Here is a 15,577-nt window from a genome sequence, read left to right as displayed (position 1 = left end):
GGCGGGGCTGGGGATTGGCATTCTAAACTGGTGATCGGTGACGGGTTTCCGTCGCTCTCGTGCCACGTTAGTGTCCATGTCCTTGCGCCTGGAGTTCAGTACTACCCAATGACATCCTATGTAGAAGTCGTGTCCGGACTTCGGCCGAAGATGCGGCGCGCCATCATCATGGTCCAGGATCTTGTCATGGTCCTGGTTGCGGTGGCGTTCAGTCTTGTTTTGTCGCAGTCGAGGCTGTCGTTCGATCCGCTGTCTTATCCGGGTCTCGCCTGCTGGACGCTCATCGTCGTGCTAGGCCATCTCCTGTTTCGCTATTGCGGCCTCTACAACACCGTGTGGCGTTTCGCCTCCACGCCGGACTTCTTCAACATCCTGAAGAGCTGCGCGATCCTGACCGTCACGCTCTATGTCGTCTCGCTGGCGGTTCGATCGTTTCAGCCGGTGACCGGGCTCAACGAGCGCCAGTTCATCGTCTTTTTCCTCGTCTCCTTCACCATCATATCGGCGCCCCGGCTTTACTACCGCTTCCTGCGCGATGGCGCGAGCTGGCGCATCCTGAGTCGCAACGCAAACAACGTGGCGATCAAGCAGGCGCTGTTCGTCGGCAGGCTCGGCGAAGCAGACGTTATCATCCGGTTCACGCGCACGGCCCAGCCGGCCGAATATTCCATCGCCGGCATCATGGCCATCGAGAACGGCGCGCCGCTGGGCACGCAGATCCAGGGCGTCCCGGTGGTGGGCGTGCGGCCCCGCCTGGTCGAGGTCCTCGAAGAGTATGCAAGAGGCACCAAAAGCCTCGACATGCTGATTTTTGGCAATGGCACCGAACGCGAGATCGAGGAGTATTCGGAGCTGGTCCGTGTCGCCCGCCACAGCGGCATCGCCGTCGTCCAGTTCTCCGGCGTCTCGGAGCTCGGGCAGGGCGGTAAGCTGGTCCTCGACGCCGTCGAGATGGAAACCATCCTTCGTCGCTCCACGGTTCCTTCTGATATTGAGCGGATCGGCGGCTTCGTCGGCGGCAAACGCGTCCTGGTGACCGGCGGCGCCGGCTCAATCGGCCGCATCCTGGTCAAGCGGTCGCTGGAACTCGGCGCCGAGGCGGTTCTGGTCGCCGATATCTCGGAGTTCGGGATTTTCCAGCTCGACCAGCAGGTCGACGAGAAGGATCATGACCGGCTCAAGAGCCGCATCGTCGATGTCACCGACCGGCGCCAGATCACCCGCGTCGTCAGCGATTTCAAGCCCGACATCATCTTCCACGCCGCCGCGCTCAAACATGTGCCGCTGCTCGAGGAAAACTGGGAATCGGCGATCCAGACCAACATTCTGGGTACCCTCGTCTGCGCCGAGGTTGCCGCCAAATGCGGCGTGCCGCAGTTCCTGCTGATTTCCAGCGACAAGGCGGTCGATCCGACCTCGGTGCTCGGCATGACAAAACGCGCCGCCGAGCAGATCGTCTCTTCGCTGCACGAAACGCACACCACCGAACCCAATGGCCGTCGCTCCGGCACCAAGTTCATCGCCGTGCGGTTCGGCAATGTCTTCGGCTCCAACGGCTCGGTCGCCACCATCTTCCAGGCGCAGATCGAGGCCGGCGGTCCGGTTACCATCACCGATCGCCGCATGACCCGCTACTTCATGACGGTGGCCGAAGCCGTCGACCTCGTCATCATGTCGGCGGCCGATGCCGAGCGGCGCCAGGGCAAGGACGATTACGCCATCTACATGCTCGACATGGGCAAGCCGGTGCCGATCCTCGAAGTCGCCGAAACCATGATCCGCATGGCCGGCAAAAGCCCCTACACCGACATTCCGATCCGGTTCACCGGGATCAGGCCGGGCGAGAAGCTTCACGAGGTGCTGCATGGCGGCAATGAGGAGATTGTCGCGCTCGATATCCCCAAGATCTTTGGCCTCAGAACCGATGTCGTGGGATGGCCCAAGGTCCAGGCCGCGCTGACATCGCTGCAGGCGGCCATGCGAGATCAGGACAAGGCCGCCGCGCTCGCCGTCATGGCCGGACTTCATCAGGCGGACAAGCCTCAAGGTGAAGCACGCCGGGAAACCGTTGCGAAAACAGTCGGACAAGCGGGCTAAAGCAATTCCAGGAAAAGTGTGAGCGGTTTTCCCGGGAAAAGCGCGCAGCGCTTTCCCTGAGGAATTGCGGAAACAAAAAGCCTGTCCTGATCGAGCGCTATTGGCTATTGAAACCAATCCGATGGCCGGTCCCAGGCGTTTGCAGATGATTCTGAACCAGTGAGCAGACAAGATCAGCGCGTGGCCGTGCTGCTGGGCACGAAGGATGGCGCGACTTTCCTTGACGAGCAGCTCGCATCGCTGCTTGCGCAGTCGTATCCTCTTGTCGACCTCTGGGTCTCCGACGACGGCTCGACGGATGGCACTTCTGCCATCATCGGCGCCTGGCAGAGCCGCTGGTCCAAGGGTCGGTTGACCCTGTCGGACGGCCCTCGCCAGGGCTTTGCCGCCAACTTCCGCTCGATGATCATCGATCCGCGCATCGATGCCGACTACTACGCCTTCTGCGACCAGGACGACATCTGGGAGCCGGACAGGCTGGAGAGCGCTATTGCCTGGATGCAGGCGCACGATGCCGAAACACCGCTGCTGTTTTGCTCGAGGACCGCGACCATGTCCGAAACCGGCGCGGCGCAAGGGTATTCGCCGCTGTTCCTAAAGCCGCCGTCGTTTCGCAATGCGCTTGTGCAAAGCATTGCCGGCGGCAACACCATGATGATCAACCGCGCGGCGCGAAAACTGCTGGCAAAGGCATCGGCAAGGACCGAGTTCGTCAGCCATGACTGGTGGACCTATCTGATCGTCACCGCTGCAGGCGGCATTGTCCGCTATGACCCGCGGCCGCTGGTGCGCTACCGCCAGCATGAGGCAAACCTGGTCGGCGCCAACGTGTCGTGGAAGGCACGGCTGTCGCGGCTGGGACGTCTGTTCAAGGGCGAGTTCGCCGTCTGGACCGATCACAATCTGAGCGGTTTGGCTGTCAACCGCGACATCCTCACCAAGGATGCCGCCGCTTGCCTCGGCCTGTTCATCAGGGCGCGCAAGGGCGGCGTCTTGCGACGCCTGCGTCTTCTCCGGAAAAGCGGCGTCTACCGGCAGACGCTGGCTGGTACGCTTGGGCTCTATCTGGCCTTCATCTGGCGGCGGATCTAGAGCATGCTGGGATGGCCATGAGGGGACCCAAGCGAGCTTTCGACCTCGTCGTGGCGGCGGTTCTCTTGCCGTTGGCGTCGCCTTTTATCCTGCTTGCCATGCTGGCAATCAGGCTATCGTCGCCTGGACCCGCATTGTTTTCGCAAACCCGGGTCGGCCAGAATGGCGTGCTGTTTGCCTGCCATAAGCTGCGAACGATGGTTGTCGGAACGCCGTCTCTGCCCTCGCATCAGGCGCCGGCAAATTCCGTCACTGCCGCCGGCGCGGTGTTGCGAAAATTCAAGATCGACGAGCTGCCGCAGCTGTGGAATGTGCTGGTGGGCGAGATGAGCCTGGTCGGGCCACGGCCGTGCCTGCCCACCCAAACGGAATTGATCGAACGCCGCAGGCAATTGGGTGTGCTTGCGGCGCTTCCGGGCATTACCGGGCTTGCGCAGATGAAAGGCATCGACATGTCGGATCCGAAGCTCTGCGCTGAGACCGATGCCGAATATCTGAGGACGGCCTCGATCGGCCTCGATATCCGCATTCTCACAGGCACGATTTTCTAGGCTGGCAGGGCTAAGCTGCGCCCGACCGGCTGCGCCGTGCTGTTTCGACCAGACGCTCCAGCGCGTCGGCTTGCGGCACCCAGCCTTCGGAAACCAGCAGGGACGGATCGCATATCTGCGTCGCCGTCATGTTCTCCCACAAACTGCCTTTGCCGAGCGCGGTCGCAGCAGCCCGCAGCAGGCTGGCGGGGATGGCAAACAGCCTTCGTGGCCGCCCGAAACCCCGCCGGAAAGCACCGATGATCGCGCCGATCGGTAGAGGGGGGGCGTCGCAGGCGACATAGACGGGGGCAAGCGGCTGCGAACGATGCAGCAGGTGCAGCACCGTCGCCGCCGCGGTTTCGGACGACATCAGCGAACGCACGCCGGGCAAGGCGGAAACTGGCAGCGGGATCGTGGTGTCGGCCAGACGCATCAGCGTCGCCAGGTTTCCCTTCATGCCTTCGCCATAAACCGGCGGCAGGCGCAGCGCCGTGGCGTCGGTGGGCCTGGACGCATAGGCTTCCAGCGTCCTGATCTCGCCTTCGCGTTTCGAGCGCCCATAGGCGCATTGCGGGGCAGGGGGTGTCACCTCGCTGATCATTCCGCTGAAACGGGGACCGGCAACCGCCCGGATCGATGACAGATAGATGAAACGCCCGCTTGTCCGCCAGGCGGCCGCGTGCGCCAGCTGTGCGGTCAGTGTCGCGTTGGCGGCCAGGAAGTCGGCCTCGCTTGCCTTGCGGTCATTGTTGAGAGCCGCACAGTGGACGACATGGGTGACATCTCGCATCAGCGCCTGGAATGCCTGGGCCGGCGCGTCGAAGTCCGGCAACAGCACGGCATCGCTCGCGGGATCGACCTGTTGTGGGCGACGCGATGCCATGCGTACTTCGAACCCGGCTTCGCCAAGCTGGTTGACGACCTGCCTGCCGATGAAACCCGTCGCGCCTGTGACCAGCACTTTCACGGCTGGCTTGCCTGCGGCGTCGAGGCCGGTTCCGGCAACGCCTGTTGCCGGCCCGATGCAAGATAGGTCCCGGACACAAGGAACACCATCAACGTCGAATCGAGGATGTCGTGGCCGACCAGGATGCCGGTCAGGCCGCCGATGAGATAGGTGATCACGGTAACGACAATCATCGTGGCGCCAAACCGCTCGATCGTATCGGTGCTGGTGCGCAGCACGACGGCCGCATTTCTTGCGGCAACGACGAAAATAGCCGCCAAGGCTATGGCGCCAAGCAGCCCCGCCTGCACCAATGCGGTGAGGAAGCCATTGTGGAAATGGCTGAAGCCCACGGACGGCATGTTGAACTGATTGTGGAATCCATCCTTTATCAGGTCACGGCTTGCAGCAATGCCGTGACCGAAAATCGGCATGTCAAGGAAGGCGCGGAGGCCGATCTGCCAAAGTGCTGCGCGCAAGCCGAGCGCGGTTGTGTGGTCACCCTTCGTGGCGAGCGCATCCCAGTCGCTGAACAGGAAGGCCGCGCGCTCGGAAATGATGGGGAGGCCGACGACAGCGATGACGATGCCGGTCGCGCCCGCAATCAGCAAAAGGCGAATGGCGTTTCTGTTGTTGAGCTTGCGACGGTTGATCAGCAGGACGGCGATGCCGGCCACCAGCATCGCCAGCCAGATGATCCGCGACCCCGAATAGAGAATGGCGACCGCACCGGCCAGTGTGGCGCAGGCGAGCAGGGCCTTGTTCTTTTCGATGCCCGCCAGGGCGCCTGCCAGGCACATCATCACGCTGAGACAGGCGACGGTCGCGAACACGATCGCATTGCCGGCGCCGCCTTCGGCCCGCATGCCCAGCCAGTAATATTGCATGATCGCCAGCAGCAGGGCGCCAAAACAAGCGGCGGCGCTCGCCAGCACGACGATGCGCGTCAGCGTGGTTTTCTCGGTAATGCTCCACGTCGCGTATGAGACGGGGAAAAACAGGAAGGTGATCAGCCCTGCCAGATGCGGCGCATCCCTGGCGATCGAATTGTTGACGATGGAGGCGAGGACGCTGGCTGCGCAATAGGCATAGATCGCCACCGTCATCGCGACCATCGGCCGGTCGATGTTGAAACGCCGTCTTTTCAGCGCAAGCAGAAACACCGACCACAGGCCGCCGCCATTGAACACAAAGCTGACCGTCGATCCCAGCACAGGCGGGCAAAAGAAGCAGAGGATGGAGAAGGTGATGTTGATCCGTGCGGGCGAGACGTGCTGCTTGATGGTGGAAATCGGGGTCAATGCTCTGGTTCACAATGCGCTGGGGTCGCTTGGCGACGGACGGTGTTTTGGCGGGGCTTTTGCAGCATTCCGCCCGGCGCGGGTTCAGGAGCCGGTATAGCGGCTGGGTCCGGTTTTCGATAGTGCGGCGCGATCTTGCAGCCGTCGAAATCGGTGGCGTGGCCGCATCGCACAGCGGAAGTATCCACCGGACCGGCCGCTTTCCCTGGGTTCAGGCAAGATTTTTCCCGGCCTTCGAGGGCTATCGGCACACTGGGCAGGATTTTCCGGATTTTGGGTTTTTCATGGAAAATTCGTTCCCGATCGGCCTAGCCGCCGGCCTTTCCAGCGTTGTTATATCAGGTGGCGATCTGCTAAAACGCCGGCACGAACCAAATAATGTCCAGCAGAGAAGCTTGAACCGGGTGGCTGAGAAGGACGCCCGATCCATCTGATGCAAGGTCTGGATGGCACGAGAGAACGCTCACAGTCCATGAACATTGCACTTACGCACCTGCAGCGGCTCGAGGCCGAATCCATCCACATCTTCCGTGAGGTTGCTGCCTCCTTCTCCAAGCCGGTGATGCTCTATTCCGTCGGCAAGGATTCCTCCGTGCTGATGCATCTGGCGATGAAGGCCTTTTACCCGGCCAAGCCGCCTTTCCCCTTCCTGCATGTCGACACCACCTGGAAGTTCCGCGAGATGATCGCCTTTCGCGACCAGATGGCGCAGAAACTCGGCTTCGACCTCCTGGTCCACGTCAACGAAGACGGTGTGCGCGACGGCATCAACCCCTTCGACCACGGCTCGAACACCCACACCCATGTGATGAAGACGGTGGCGCTGCGCCAGGCGCTCGACAAATACGGCTTTGACGCCGCCTTTGGCGGTGCGCGGCGCGATGAGGAGAAGTCGCGCGCCAAGGAGCGCATCTTTTCCTTCCGCAACGCCCAGCATGTCTGGGACCCGAAGAACCAGCGGCCGGAAATGTGGAAGATCTTCAACACCCGCATCGCGCCGGGTGAATCGATCCGCGTCTTTCCGCTGTCGAACTGGACCGAGCTCGACATCTGGCAATACATTCTGCAGGAAAACATCCCGATCGTTCCGCTCTACTTCGCCAAGGAGCGGCCGGTAGTCGAACGCGACGGCATGCTGATCATGAAGGATGACGACCGCATGCAATTGCGCCCCGGAGAGACGGTGGAGAGCCGCCTGGTGCGCTTCCGCACGCTCGGCTGCTATCCGCTGACCGGCGCCATTGAATCCGACGCCGACACACTCGAAGCCATTGTCGGCGAGATGCTGACGGCGCGCACCTCCGAGCGCCAGGGCCGCCTCATCGACCGTGATGAAGCCGGCTCCATGGAAAAAAAGAAGCGCGAGGGGTATTTCTGAGCATGCGCCACATCCTGGCCAAGAGCCTCGCCCCCACCGATGGCATCCGTGAATACATGGCGGCGCAGGAGAAGAAGTCGCTGCTGCGCTTCCTCACCTGTGGCTCGGTCGACGACGGCAAGTCGACGCTGATCGGCCGCCTTCTGTCCGACACCAAGCAGATCTTCGAGGATCAGCTCGCGGCACTCGAACGCGATTCCCGCAAGCACGGCACCACCGGCGACGACATCGACTTCGCGCTTTTGGTCGACGGCCTCGAGGCCGAGCGCGAGCAGGGCATCACCATCGACGTCGCCTATCGCTTCTTTGCCACGCCAAAGCGCAAATTCATCGTCGCCGACACACCTGGCCACGAACAATACACCCGCAACATGGCGACCGGCGCTTCGACCGCCGATCTCGCCATCGTGCTGATCGATGCGCGCCAGGGCGTGCTGCGCCAGACCAGGCGCCATTCGATCATCGCCTCGCTGCTCGGCATTCGCCACATCGTGCTTGCCGTCAACAAGATCGACCTCGTCGATTTCGACCAGGCGGTGTTCGACCGCATCGTCGAGGATTACCGCCAGTTCTCGCACGAGCTCGGCTTCCAGACGATCGCCCCGATCCCGATGTCGGCCCGCTACGGCGACAATGTCACCAGCCGCTCCGACAAGACGGCGTGGTATTCAGGCCCGACTCTGATCGAGCATCTCGAAACCGTCTCGGTTGACGAGGCCGCGGTCGAACTGCCGTTCCGGTTTCCGGTGCAGTATGTCAACCGGCCCAATCTCGACTTCCGCGGCTTTGCCGGCACGATCGCCTCCGGCCAGGTCGCGCAGGGCGACGAGGTGGTCGTCGCCAAATCCGGCAAGGCCTCGCGGGTAAAGCGCATCGTCGCGCACGGCGGCGATCTCACCCAGGCCGTCGCCGGCCAGGCCATCACCCTTGTGCTCGATGACGAGGTCGAGGTCTCCAGAGGCAACATGCTGGTGTCGCCTGCGGCACGGCCGCAGGTCGCCGATCAGTTCGCCGCCAACATCGTCTGGTTCGACGAGGCAGCGCTGTTGCCGGGCCGCTCCTACATCCTGCGCACCGAGACCGACCAGACGAGCGCAACGGTCACCGACCTGAAATACCGCGTCAACGTCAACGATTTCGCCCGCGAGGCGGCAAAGTCGCTCGACATGAACGAAGTCGGCATTTGCAACATCTCGACCCGGGCGCCGATCGCCTTCGACACCTTCGCCGACAACCGCACCACCGGCGCCTTCATCCTGATCGACCGCATCACCAACGCCACCGTCGGCGCTGGCATGATCCTGCATACGCTGCGTCGCGCCGAAAACATCCACTGGCAGTCGCTCGATGTCGGCAAGCGCGGCCGCTCCGACCTGAAGGGCCAGCGCCCGGCCGTGTTCTGGTTCACCGGGCTTTCCGGCTCGGGCAAGTCGACCATCGCCAACCTGCTCGAGAAGAAGCTGTTCGCCTCCGGGCGCCACACCTACATTCTGGATGGCGACAATGTCCGCCACGGCCTCAACCGCGATCTCGGCTTCACCGATGCAGACCGCGTCGAAAACATCCGCCGCGTCGCCGAAGTCGCCAAGCTGATGGCCGATGCCGGGCTGATCGTCATTGTCTCCTTCATCTCGCCGTTCAGCGCCGAGCGGCGCATGGCCAGGGAGTTGATGGCCGACGGTGAATTCGTCGAAGTGTTCGTCGATACACCGTTCGAAGAATGCGCAAGGCGCGACCCCAAAGGCCTTTACGCGCGGGCGCTGAATGGCGAGATCAAAAACTTCACCGGCGTCGATTCACCGTATGAAGCCCCGGAAAAACCGGAAATCCATCTTAAGACACTCGGCAAGACGGCTGAGGAGATGGTAGAGGCTCTGGAACACTGGCTGAACGAGCGCGACATTGCTGAAGACCAATACGAAGCCGGCGGCGGCATCTGACGACGAGGTGATGCTTGGCCTGTTCGAGCGCCTGGCGCTCGAAGCCGGGCGCGAGGTGATGCGAGTCTTCAAGGTCGGCTGCGCGGTCGACAGCAAGTCAGACTCCTCGCCGGTGACGGAAGCCGACCGCGAGAGCGAGACGATCATCCTTGCCGGCCTGCGTACGGCCTTTCCCGACATCCCCTGCGTCGCCGAGGAAGAGGTCGCCGCCGGCATCGTGCCGCCCGATCTCGATGGCGCCTTCTTCCTGATCGATCCGCTCGACGGCACCAAGGAGTTCGTCAACCGCAGGACTGATTTCACCGTCAACATCGCGCTCATCCGCCACGGCGTGCCGGAAGTCGGCGTCGTCTTCGCACCCTGCAGCGGTCGCTTCTTTTCGGGACGGCCGGGCAGGGCGGAAGCAATCGAAGTCGACGACGATTTCCGCATTGTCGGCCGCCGGCGGATTTCGGTCAGGACGGCGGTGACGCCGCTGGCCGTCGTTGCCAGCCGCTCGCACAACACGCCGGAGACCGAAGCCTTCATCAGGGACCTAGGCGCCGCCGAGATCGTCTCGGTCGGCTCATCGCTGAAGTTCTGCCTGCTCGCCGCCGCCGAAGCCGACATCTACCCGCGCTTCGGCCGCACCATGGAATGGGACACGGCTGCCGGTGACGCCGTGTTGCGCGCCGCCGGCGGCATGACGCGCACGCTGGACGGTGAGCCGCTGGCCTATGGCAAGCGCAAGCAGAGCGACGACGAAGATTTCGCCAACCCGCATTTTATTGCCAGCGGGAAAGCGGCGGAAGCGGCTTGAAGCCTGCCGGGGCTGAGATCCTTCACGGCCCCCCTCTGTCCTGCCGGACATCTCCCCCTCAAGGGGGGAGATTGGATGTCATCTCGGCTTTCGCCAATCTTCGTCGCAGGAATGAGCGAGGTGCAAGAAGCTGCCAATCTCCCCCCTTGAGGGGGAGATGCCCGGCAGGGCAGAGGGGGGTGCTTCGCGCTGACCCTGCAGTGTTAAGCCGCCGCCACGTGCGCCGAGTTCGACCCAATATAATTGCGGATCGTTTCGATGATGCGGTCCTGGTCGGCTTCGCTGAGATAGGGATGCATCGGCAGGCACAGGATCCGCTTCGGCAGCTCTTCCGAAACCGTAAGGCCCGTCGGCGTGCGCGGATAGTTCTTGTAAGCGACCTGCTCGTGCAGCGGCTTCACATAGTAGATCACCGACGGGATCTTCTTTTCGGTCAGATGCGCCCGCAAGCCGTCGCGCTTCGGCGTCTCGATGGCATACTGCGCCCAGGCCGAGCGGCCACCGCCCAGATTGCGCGACGCCTTGACGATGTCGCCGAGGCCCGCTGCGTAACGGTCTGCAACCACCTGGCGGGCGACCATCTCGTCTTCGAGGATGGCGAGCTTCTCGATCAGGATCGCCGCCTGGATCGTGTCGAGGCGTGAATTGATGCCGACGCGGACATTGTCGTACTGCGTCTCGCCCTTGCCGTGGAAGGCAAACGAGCGAAGCTGGTCGGCCAGAGCGTCGTCATTGGTGAACATGGCGCCGCCATCGCCGTAGCAGCCCAGAGGCTTCGCCGGATAGAAGCTGGTCGAGCCGACATGGCCGAAGGCGCCGCACATCTTGCCGTCAGCCGAGCCGCCGATAGACTGCGCCGCATCCTCGATCACCAGCAGCCCTTCGCGCTTGGCAATTGCCATGATCGCCTCGTAGTCGGCGGCGAGCCCGAACAAATCGACCGGAATGATCGCCTTCGGCTTCAGCCGGCCTTCCTTCTTGATCATCGCGATCGCCGCCTCGAGGCTGGCGATATCGATGTTGTAGGTCTCGGCGTCGACATCGACGAACACCGGTTCGGCCTTTGCCAACGCCACCACTTCCGCCGTTGCGGCGAAGGTGAAGCTCGGCACGAACACCGCGTCGCCCGGACCGATGCCGGCGGCAAACAGCGGCAAAAGCAGCGCGTCGGTGCCGTTGGCACAGGCCACGACATGCTTGGTGCCGATATAGGCGGCGAGCTTGTTTTCGAATTCGGTGACCTGCGGCCCGAGGATGTAGCGGCCTTCCTCGACGACATTGTCGATGGCGGCCTTCAGCCGGTCGCGGATACGTTCGCGCTGCGCGCCAAGATCGATGAACTGCATGTCGGCCTCAAAACGGTAATGCGCGCGGTCCGGGAGATAACGATACGCGCAGAAACAACAACTTAACCGGCCCGCTGGTACCAGAGTTGGGCCGGTCGAGAAAGCCGGCCGGGCCAGGCGGCCGGTGGCCGAGGTGTCGCAGCCTGTTACCACAGGTTTTTGCCGCACTGCAGCAAGATGCCGGAAATCCGGGCTTTCCGGGACGTGACGCGGCTAATTTATCGCGCCTTTCCGGCTCGCGGAAACATAAAGTGATCGGCTCTCGTGGCGGCTACTGGCCGGAAGGCGCGTCGATCAGGCGATTTCATGCCGCCAGGGCGGATTGGCGCCGGCCCGCGACACGGTCACTGCCGCCGCCTTGGCGCCGAGCGCCAGCGCCTGGCGGATTGCGTCCTCGGAAAGGCCGCCGATATCAGCCTTGGTGAGCAGACCCTGTTCGTGCAACGAGGCAAGAATGCCGGCATTGAAAGTGTCGCCGGCGCCGACCGTGTCGACCACCTCCACCTTCTGCGGCATCACTGTGACCTTATGCTCGCGGCTGTAGCCGACGGCGCCTTCGCTGCCATGGGTGACGACGATCAGCTTTGGCCCGCGGTCCAGCCAGTTGCGGATGACGTCCTCATGCGAGCCGGCCTCGCCGAACCAGTGCAGATCCTCATCCGACAGTTTGACGATATCGGCCATCGCCATCATCGAGCGGATGCGGCGGAGATGCTTGGCCTTGTCGGGGATGAAGTTCGGCCGGATGTTGGGATCGAGCATCATGACGCGGCGCTGGTGCTCGCGCTTCATGAATTCCTCGTAAGCCGCGCCCGCCGGATCCGAAATCAGGCTGATGGCGCCGAACAGCATGGCTTCGATCTCGGCGCCGAGTTCCGGCAGATCCTCTGTCGTCAGCATGCGCCCGGCGGTGTTCTCGTCATAGAAAGTGTAGGTCGCCTGGCCGTTGGTCAGCCGTACGAACGCGAGCGTGGTGGGTCGAGGGGAGGTGTGGGCATAGGTGGAACTGACCTTGCTTGCGCCCAGCGCCTCGCGGAACTGGCCGCCGAACAGATCCGACGACAGGCCGGAAAAGAAGCCGGCCGGCGCGCCGAGGCGGCCAAGCGCGATCGCCGTGTTGAACACCGCGCCGCCGACATAGGGCGCAAAGGCCGGCTCGCCCTGCGTGGTGGTGCGCGGCAGCATGTCGATCAGGGCTTCGCCGCAGCAGAGGATCATGATTTCGGGCTTTCCGGCGGATAGATCACGCCTTTGCGGATGATGATGTTGGCATAGAGCCTCGGTTCGCTGGTCGCGACGATCGCATACGCCGACCGGACGCGTGCATAGAAGTCGGCGCCGGCCAGCGCAACCACCTTGCGGCCCGGCGCGCGCCTGGTGCAGATCGCCTCGATTTCACGGTGGACCGGATCGGCAACCGAGGGATCGCCCCTGACCGAGGCACGAAACAGCGCTTCCGGCACAAAGTCGTCCACCGGCAGCACGCTCAATATGGCGTCGAGCACCGGCATGAGATGATGACCGTCGGCCCGCACCAGTCGGTTTGCCTGCTCCTCGGCCGGGTAGTTGCCGTCGACAAGCGCGATCTCGTCGCCATGGCCCATGGCGCGCAAGGTCGCCAGAAGCTCCGGACCGAGCAGCGACGGAATACCGATCAGCATTCAGGTGCTCCTGGAAATCGTGGTCGAACCGATGAGGAAGCGTTCGGACAGCGGCAGGCTGGCGCCGCCGAGCGCGCGGGCATGGATACCGACCGTGCCTTCACGCACCAGCGGCAGCTTCAGGCCTTCGCCATCGATCGAACTGATGGCCTCTTTGATCGCATCCACGAGCCGGCGCCGCACCGCGAGCGGCATCCAGCCGTCGATGACCGCCGCCTCGAAATCGATCACCGAGGACGCCGCGACAATGGCGTAGGCGAGCGCCCGAGCGGCATTGGTGATCCAGTCGTCGAGCTCGTGGCCGATCTCGCCCCAATCCTCAGGCGACGTCCACAGATGCGAAGCCTCGACGCCGCGTGCGTTAAGCGCCTTTTCCAGCATGGCGATCGAGGCGACGTCGATGAGCTGCGTCGGCTTGCCGTCCGGCCCCGGCACCGGCATCGAGCCCAGCGCCCCGGCATTGCCCGTTGGTCCACCAAACAGTCGGCCGTTGAGCACGATGCCGCCGCCGGCAAAGGCGCCGATATAGAAATAGACGAAGTCACGCGCGCCGCCGGTCTGGCCGAACACCAGTTCGGCGCCGCAGGCTGACGTCGCGTCGTTCTGCAGATAAACCGGGAATTCGCATTGCGACTGGATGTCGGCGCGGATGTCGCGATGGCGCCACTCGTCCATGATGTCGCGCGGCGCACCGGCGGTGTCCACCCAGTTCCACAGTTCGAACGGCATGGCGATGCCGAGCCCGGCAATGCGCTTGTCCTGCGCCGGTGTCAGTTCGGCGCGCATCGTCTTCATGCCTTCGGTGACGAACTCCACCGTCTCGCGCGGCGCCGGATAACGATAGGAGTGCTGCAGCATCGAGCGCACATGCCCAAGGAAATCGATCAGCACCAGTTCGGCACTGCGGCGGCCGATCTTGAGGCCGATGAAGAAGGCGCCTTCGGGGTTGAGCGCCATCGGGATGGAAGGCTGGCCGATCTTGCCGCGCAACGGCGCCTGGCGCAGCAGCAGGCTGTCTTCCTCCAGTTCGCGCATGATAACCGAGACGGTCTGCGCCGAAAGCCCGGTCATGCGCGCAATGTCTGATTTGGCTAGGCTGCCATGCTGGCGCACCAGCGACAGCACCAGCCGCTCATTGTGGTCGCGCATGCCGCTCTGGTTGGTGCCACGGTGGAGACGGCTGGCGGCCGCCTCGGGCGAACCGTGCCTCGCAATGCCGGTCTCCACCCTTGTTCCTTCCCTTGGTTTATTCTCGCTGCTTTTGCGGCAGAATGTGTGAACGACGCAATACTGTCAATAATAAATAAGAGTGATTTAATTATTGACAGGCGCCTCTCGCTGGTGTCATTTGACGTTGCGTCCACACTGGGAGAACTTCAGTGGGCGCCAGGCGCCGGTTGGCCGGCGCTGAAGGTGGTTCTACTGGGAGGAAGTCATGGGTAAATGGACTATCATGAAGGCGGCTTTTGCCGGCCTTGCCTTTTATGGCGCTATGGCAAGCGCCTCATATGCGGCCGATACCGTCGGCCTGATCACCAAGACCGAAACCAATCCGTTCTTTGTCAAGATGCGCGAGGGCGCTCAGGCCAAGGCCAAGGAACTTGGCGTTACGCTGATCACCGCCGCCGGCAAGTTCGATGGCGACAATGACGGCCAGGTGGCGGCGATCGAGAACCTGATCTCGGCCGGCGCCAAGGGCTTTGCCATCGTGCCGAGCGACTCGAAGGCGATCGTGCCGACCATCAAGAAGGCGCGCGATGCAGGTCTCAAGGTGATCGTGCTCGATACACCGCTCGATCCGATGGACGCAGCCGACGCGACCTTTGCAACCGACAACCGCAAGGCCGGCATGCTGATCGGTCAGTGGGCCGCCAAGACGCTGGGCGACAAGGCGGCAGACGCCAAGATCGTCTTCCTCGATCTCGCGACCAACCAGCCGACTGTCGACTTTCTGCGTGACCAGGGCTTCATGCAGGGCTTCGGTATCGACGTGAAGGATCCGAACAAATACGGCGACGAAGACGACAAGCGCATCTGCGATCACGAAATCAGCCAGGGCGACCAGGAAAAAGGCCGCACCGCGATGGAGAATGCGCTGCAGAAGTGCCCGGACGTGAATGTGGTGTACACGATCAATGAGCCGGCCGCCGCCGGCGCTTGGGAAGCGCTGAAGGCAGTGGGCAAGGATGATGGCAGCGTGATGATCGTTTCGATCGACGGCGGCTGCCCCGGCGTGAAGAATGTTGAGGCAGGCGTAATCGGCGCAACCAGCCAGCAATATCCGCTGAAGATGGCGGCCATGGCGCTGGACGCGATCGTCTCCGGCAAGATTCCCGATATCGATCCGAAGATGGGTTTCCTCGACACCGGCGCGCAGCTCATCACAGCCAAGCCGGCTGAAGGTGTGACGTCGATCTCGGTCGAGGAAGGCCTGAAGCTCTGCTGGGGTTGAGTGTCTTTCAACATCGTTAAACCAATACTATT

The 15,577-nt window shown here is 62.9% G+C and carries 14 protein-coding genes; 8 read left to right on the top strand and 6 right to left on the bottom strand.

The window, feature by feature from the left end:
• Positions 1-108 precede the first annotated feature (108 nt).
• From H0241_RS14055 to H0241_RS14045, 3 genes are all read left to right on the top strand, one after another.
• A complete protein-coding gene (locus tag H0241_RS14055) occupies positions 109-2,097 on the top strand; it encodes a nucleoside-diphosphate sugar epimerase/dehydratase (RefSeq protein WP_181058267.1) in 1,989 nt (662 codons plus the stop codon).
• Between the two features lie 159 nt (positions 2,098-2,256).
• Positions 2,257-3,189, top strand: coding sequence for a glycosyltransferase family 2 protein (locus tag H0241_RS14050; RefSeq protein WP_181058266.1), 933 nt, complete (start codon positions 2,257-2,259; stop codon positions 3,187-3,189).
• A 17-nt stretch (positions 3,190-3,206) separates the two neighbouring features.
• Complete coding sequence (locus H0241_RS14045; RefSeq protein WP_181058265.1) at positions 3,207-3,740, top strand: sugar transferase; 534 nt, start codon at positions 3,207-3,209, stop codon at positions 3,738-3,740.
• A 10-nt stretch (positions 3,741-3,750) separates the two neighbouring features.
• On the opposite strand, the gene H0241_RS14040 is transcribed toward H0241_RS14045, so the two are convergent.
• Positions 3,751-4,689 (bottom strand): NAD-dependent epimerase/dehydratase family protein, encoded by a 939-nt coding sequence (locus H0241_RS14040; protein WP_181058264.1) that lies wholly within the window; start codon positions 4,687-4,689, stop codon positions 3,751-3,753.
• On the bottom strand, positions 4,686-5,969 hold the full coding sequence (locus H0241_RS14035; protein ID WP_181058263.1) for an O-antigen ligase family protein: 1,284 nt from the start codon (positions 5,967-5,969) through the stop codon (positions 4,686-4,688). The genes H0241_RS14040 and H0241_RS14035 overlap by 4 nt, the downstream gene beginning before the upstream one ends.
• Between H0241_RS14035 and H0241_RS14030 the strand changes: the two genes are divergently transcribed.
• The 4 genes from H0241_RS14030 to cysQ are packed head-to-tail and all read left to right on the top strand — an operon-like array spanning position 5,969 to position 10,086.
• Positions 5,969-6,403: a hypothetical protein gene (locus tag H0241_RS14030; RefSeq protein ID WP_181058262.1), complete on the top strand. Its 435-nt coding sequence runs from the start codon at positions 5,969-5,971 to the stop codon at positions 6,401-6,403. The two genes, H0241_RS14035 and H0241_RS14030, sit on opposite strands and share 1 nt — an antisense overlap.
• A 38-nt stretch (positions 6,404-6,441) precedes the next feature.
• Positions 6,442-7,347 (top strand): sulfate adenylyltransferase subunit CysD, encoded by a 906-nt coding sequence (cysD, locus tag H0241_RS14025; protein WP_181058261.1) that lies wholly within the window; start codon positions 6,442-6,444, stop codon positions 7,345-7,347.
• 2 nt (positions 7,348-7,349) lie between these two features.
• A complete protein-coding gene (gene cysN, locus H0241_RS14020; RefSeq protein WP_181058260.1) occupies positions 7,350-9,287 on the top strand; it encodes a sulfate adenylyltransferase subunit CysN in 1,938 nt (645 codons plus the stop codon).
• Between the two features lie 10 nt (positions 9,288-9,297).
• Positions 9,298-10,086, top strand: a complete 789-nt coding sequence (gene cysQ / locus H0241_RS14015) for a 3'(2'),5'-bisphosphate nucleotidase CysQ (protein WP_181058517.1) — start codon at positions 9,298-9,300, stop codon at positions 10,084-10,086.
• Between the two features lie 203 nt (positions 10,087-10,289).
• Here the strand turns inward: cysQ and H0241_RS14010 are convergent, their stop codons facing one another.
• The 4 genes from H0241_RS14010 to H0241_RS13995 all read right to left on the bottom strand — a co-directional run bounded on the left by H0241_RS14010 (position 10,290) and on the right by H0241_RS13995 (position 14,320).
• A complete protein-coding gene (locus H0241_RS14010) occupies positions 10,290-11,432 on the bottom strand; it encodes a DegT/DnrJ/EryC1/StrS family aminotransferase (RefSeq protein ID WP_181058259.1) in 1,143 nt (380 codons plus the stop codon).
• Between the two features lie 294 nt (positions 11,433-11,726).
• Positions 11,727-12,650 (bottom strand): carbohydrate kinase family protein, encoded by a 924-nt coding sequence (locus H0241_RS14005; protein WP_181058258.1) that lies wholly within the window; start codon positions 12,648-12,650, stop codon positions 11,727-11,729.
• A complete protein-coding gene (locus H0241_RS14000) occupies positions 12,647-13,093 on the bottom strand; it encodes an RbsD/FucU family protein (RefSeq protein ID WP_181058257.1) in 447 nt (148 codons plus the stop codon). Before H0241_RS14000 ends, H0241_RS14005 begins: the two co-directional genes overlap by 4 nt.
• Positions 13,094-14,320, bottom strand: a complete 1,227-nt coding sequence (locus H0241_RS13995) for an ROK family transcriptional regulator (protein ID WP_181058256.1) — start codon at positions 14,318-14,320, stop codon at positions 13,094-13,096. It lies immediately after the preceding gene.
• A gap of 208 nt (positions 14,321-14,528) precedes the next feature.
• Here H0241_RS13995 and H0241_RS13990 point away from each other — a divergent pair, with 208 nt between their 5' ends.
• Complete coding sequence (locus H0241_RS13990; protein WP_181058255.1) at positions 14,529-15,545, top strand: sugar ABC transporter substrate-binding protein; 1,017 nt, start codon at positions 14,529-14,531, stop codon at positions 15,543-15,545.
• Positions 15,546-15,577 lie beyond the last annotated feature (32 nt).

Origin of the sequence: Mesorhizobium neociceri, from assembly GCF_013520985.1 — a bacterium.
In the GTDB taxonomy this organism is placed as follows: Bacteria; Pseudomonadota; Alphaproteobacteria; order Rhizobiales; family Rhizobiaceae; genus Mesorhizobium; species Mesorhizobium neociceri.
The sequence above is the reverse complement of the archived record's forward strand: the minus strand, read 5'-3'. Positions and strand labels throughout refer to the sequence as shown.

Bases quoted from the DNA above. Each gene is read 5' to 3' on its own strand.
- H0241_RS14055 (WP_181058267.1), top strand. From the start codon at position 109: ATGACATCCTATGTAGAAGTCGTGTCCGGACTTCGGCCGAAGATGCGG.
- H0241_RS14045 (WP_181058265.1), top strand. From the start codon at position 3,207: ATGAGGGGACCCAAGCGAGCTTTCGACCTCGTCGTGGCGGCGGTTCTC.
- H0241_RS14030 (WP_181058262.1), top strand. From the start codon at position 5,969: ATGCTCTGGTTCACAATGCGCTGGGGTCGCTTGGCGACGGACGGTGTT.
- cysD (WP_181058261.1), top strand. From the start codon at position 6,442: ATGAACATTGCACTTACGCACCTGCAGCGGCTCGAGGCCGAATCCATC.
- cysN (WP_181058260.1), top strand. From the start codon at position 7,350: ATGCGCCACATCCTGGCCAAGAGCCTCGCCCCCACCGATGGCATCCGT.
- cysQ (WP_181058517.1), top strand. From the start codon at position 9,298: ATGCTTGGCCTGTTCGAGCGCCTGGCGCTCGAAGCCGGGCGCGAGGTG.
- H0241_RS14010 (WP_181058259.1), bottom strand. From the start codon at position 11,432: ATGCAGTTCATCGATCTTGGCGCGCAGCGCGAACGTATCCGCGACCGG.
- H0241_RS14005 (WP_181058258.1), bottom strand. From the start codon at position 12,650: ATGATCCTCTGCTGCGGCGAAGCCCTGATCGACATGCTGCCGCGCACC.
- H0241_RS14000 (WP_181058257.1), bottom strand. From the start codon at position 13,093: ATGCTGATCGGTATTCCGTCGCTGCTCGGTCCGGAGCTTCTGGCGACC.
- H0241_RS13990 (WP_181058255.1), top strand. From the start codon at position 14,529: ATGGGTAAATGGACTATCATGAAGGCGGCTTTTGCCGGCCTTGCCTTT.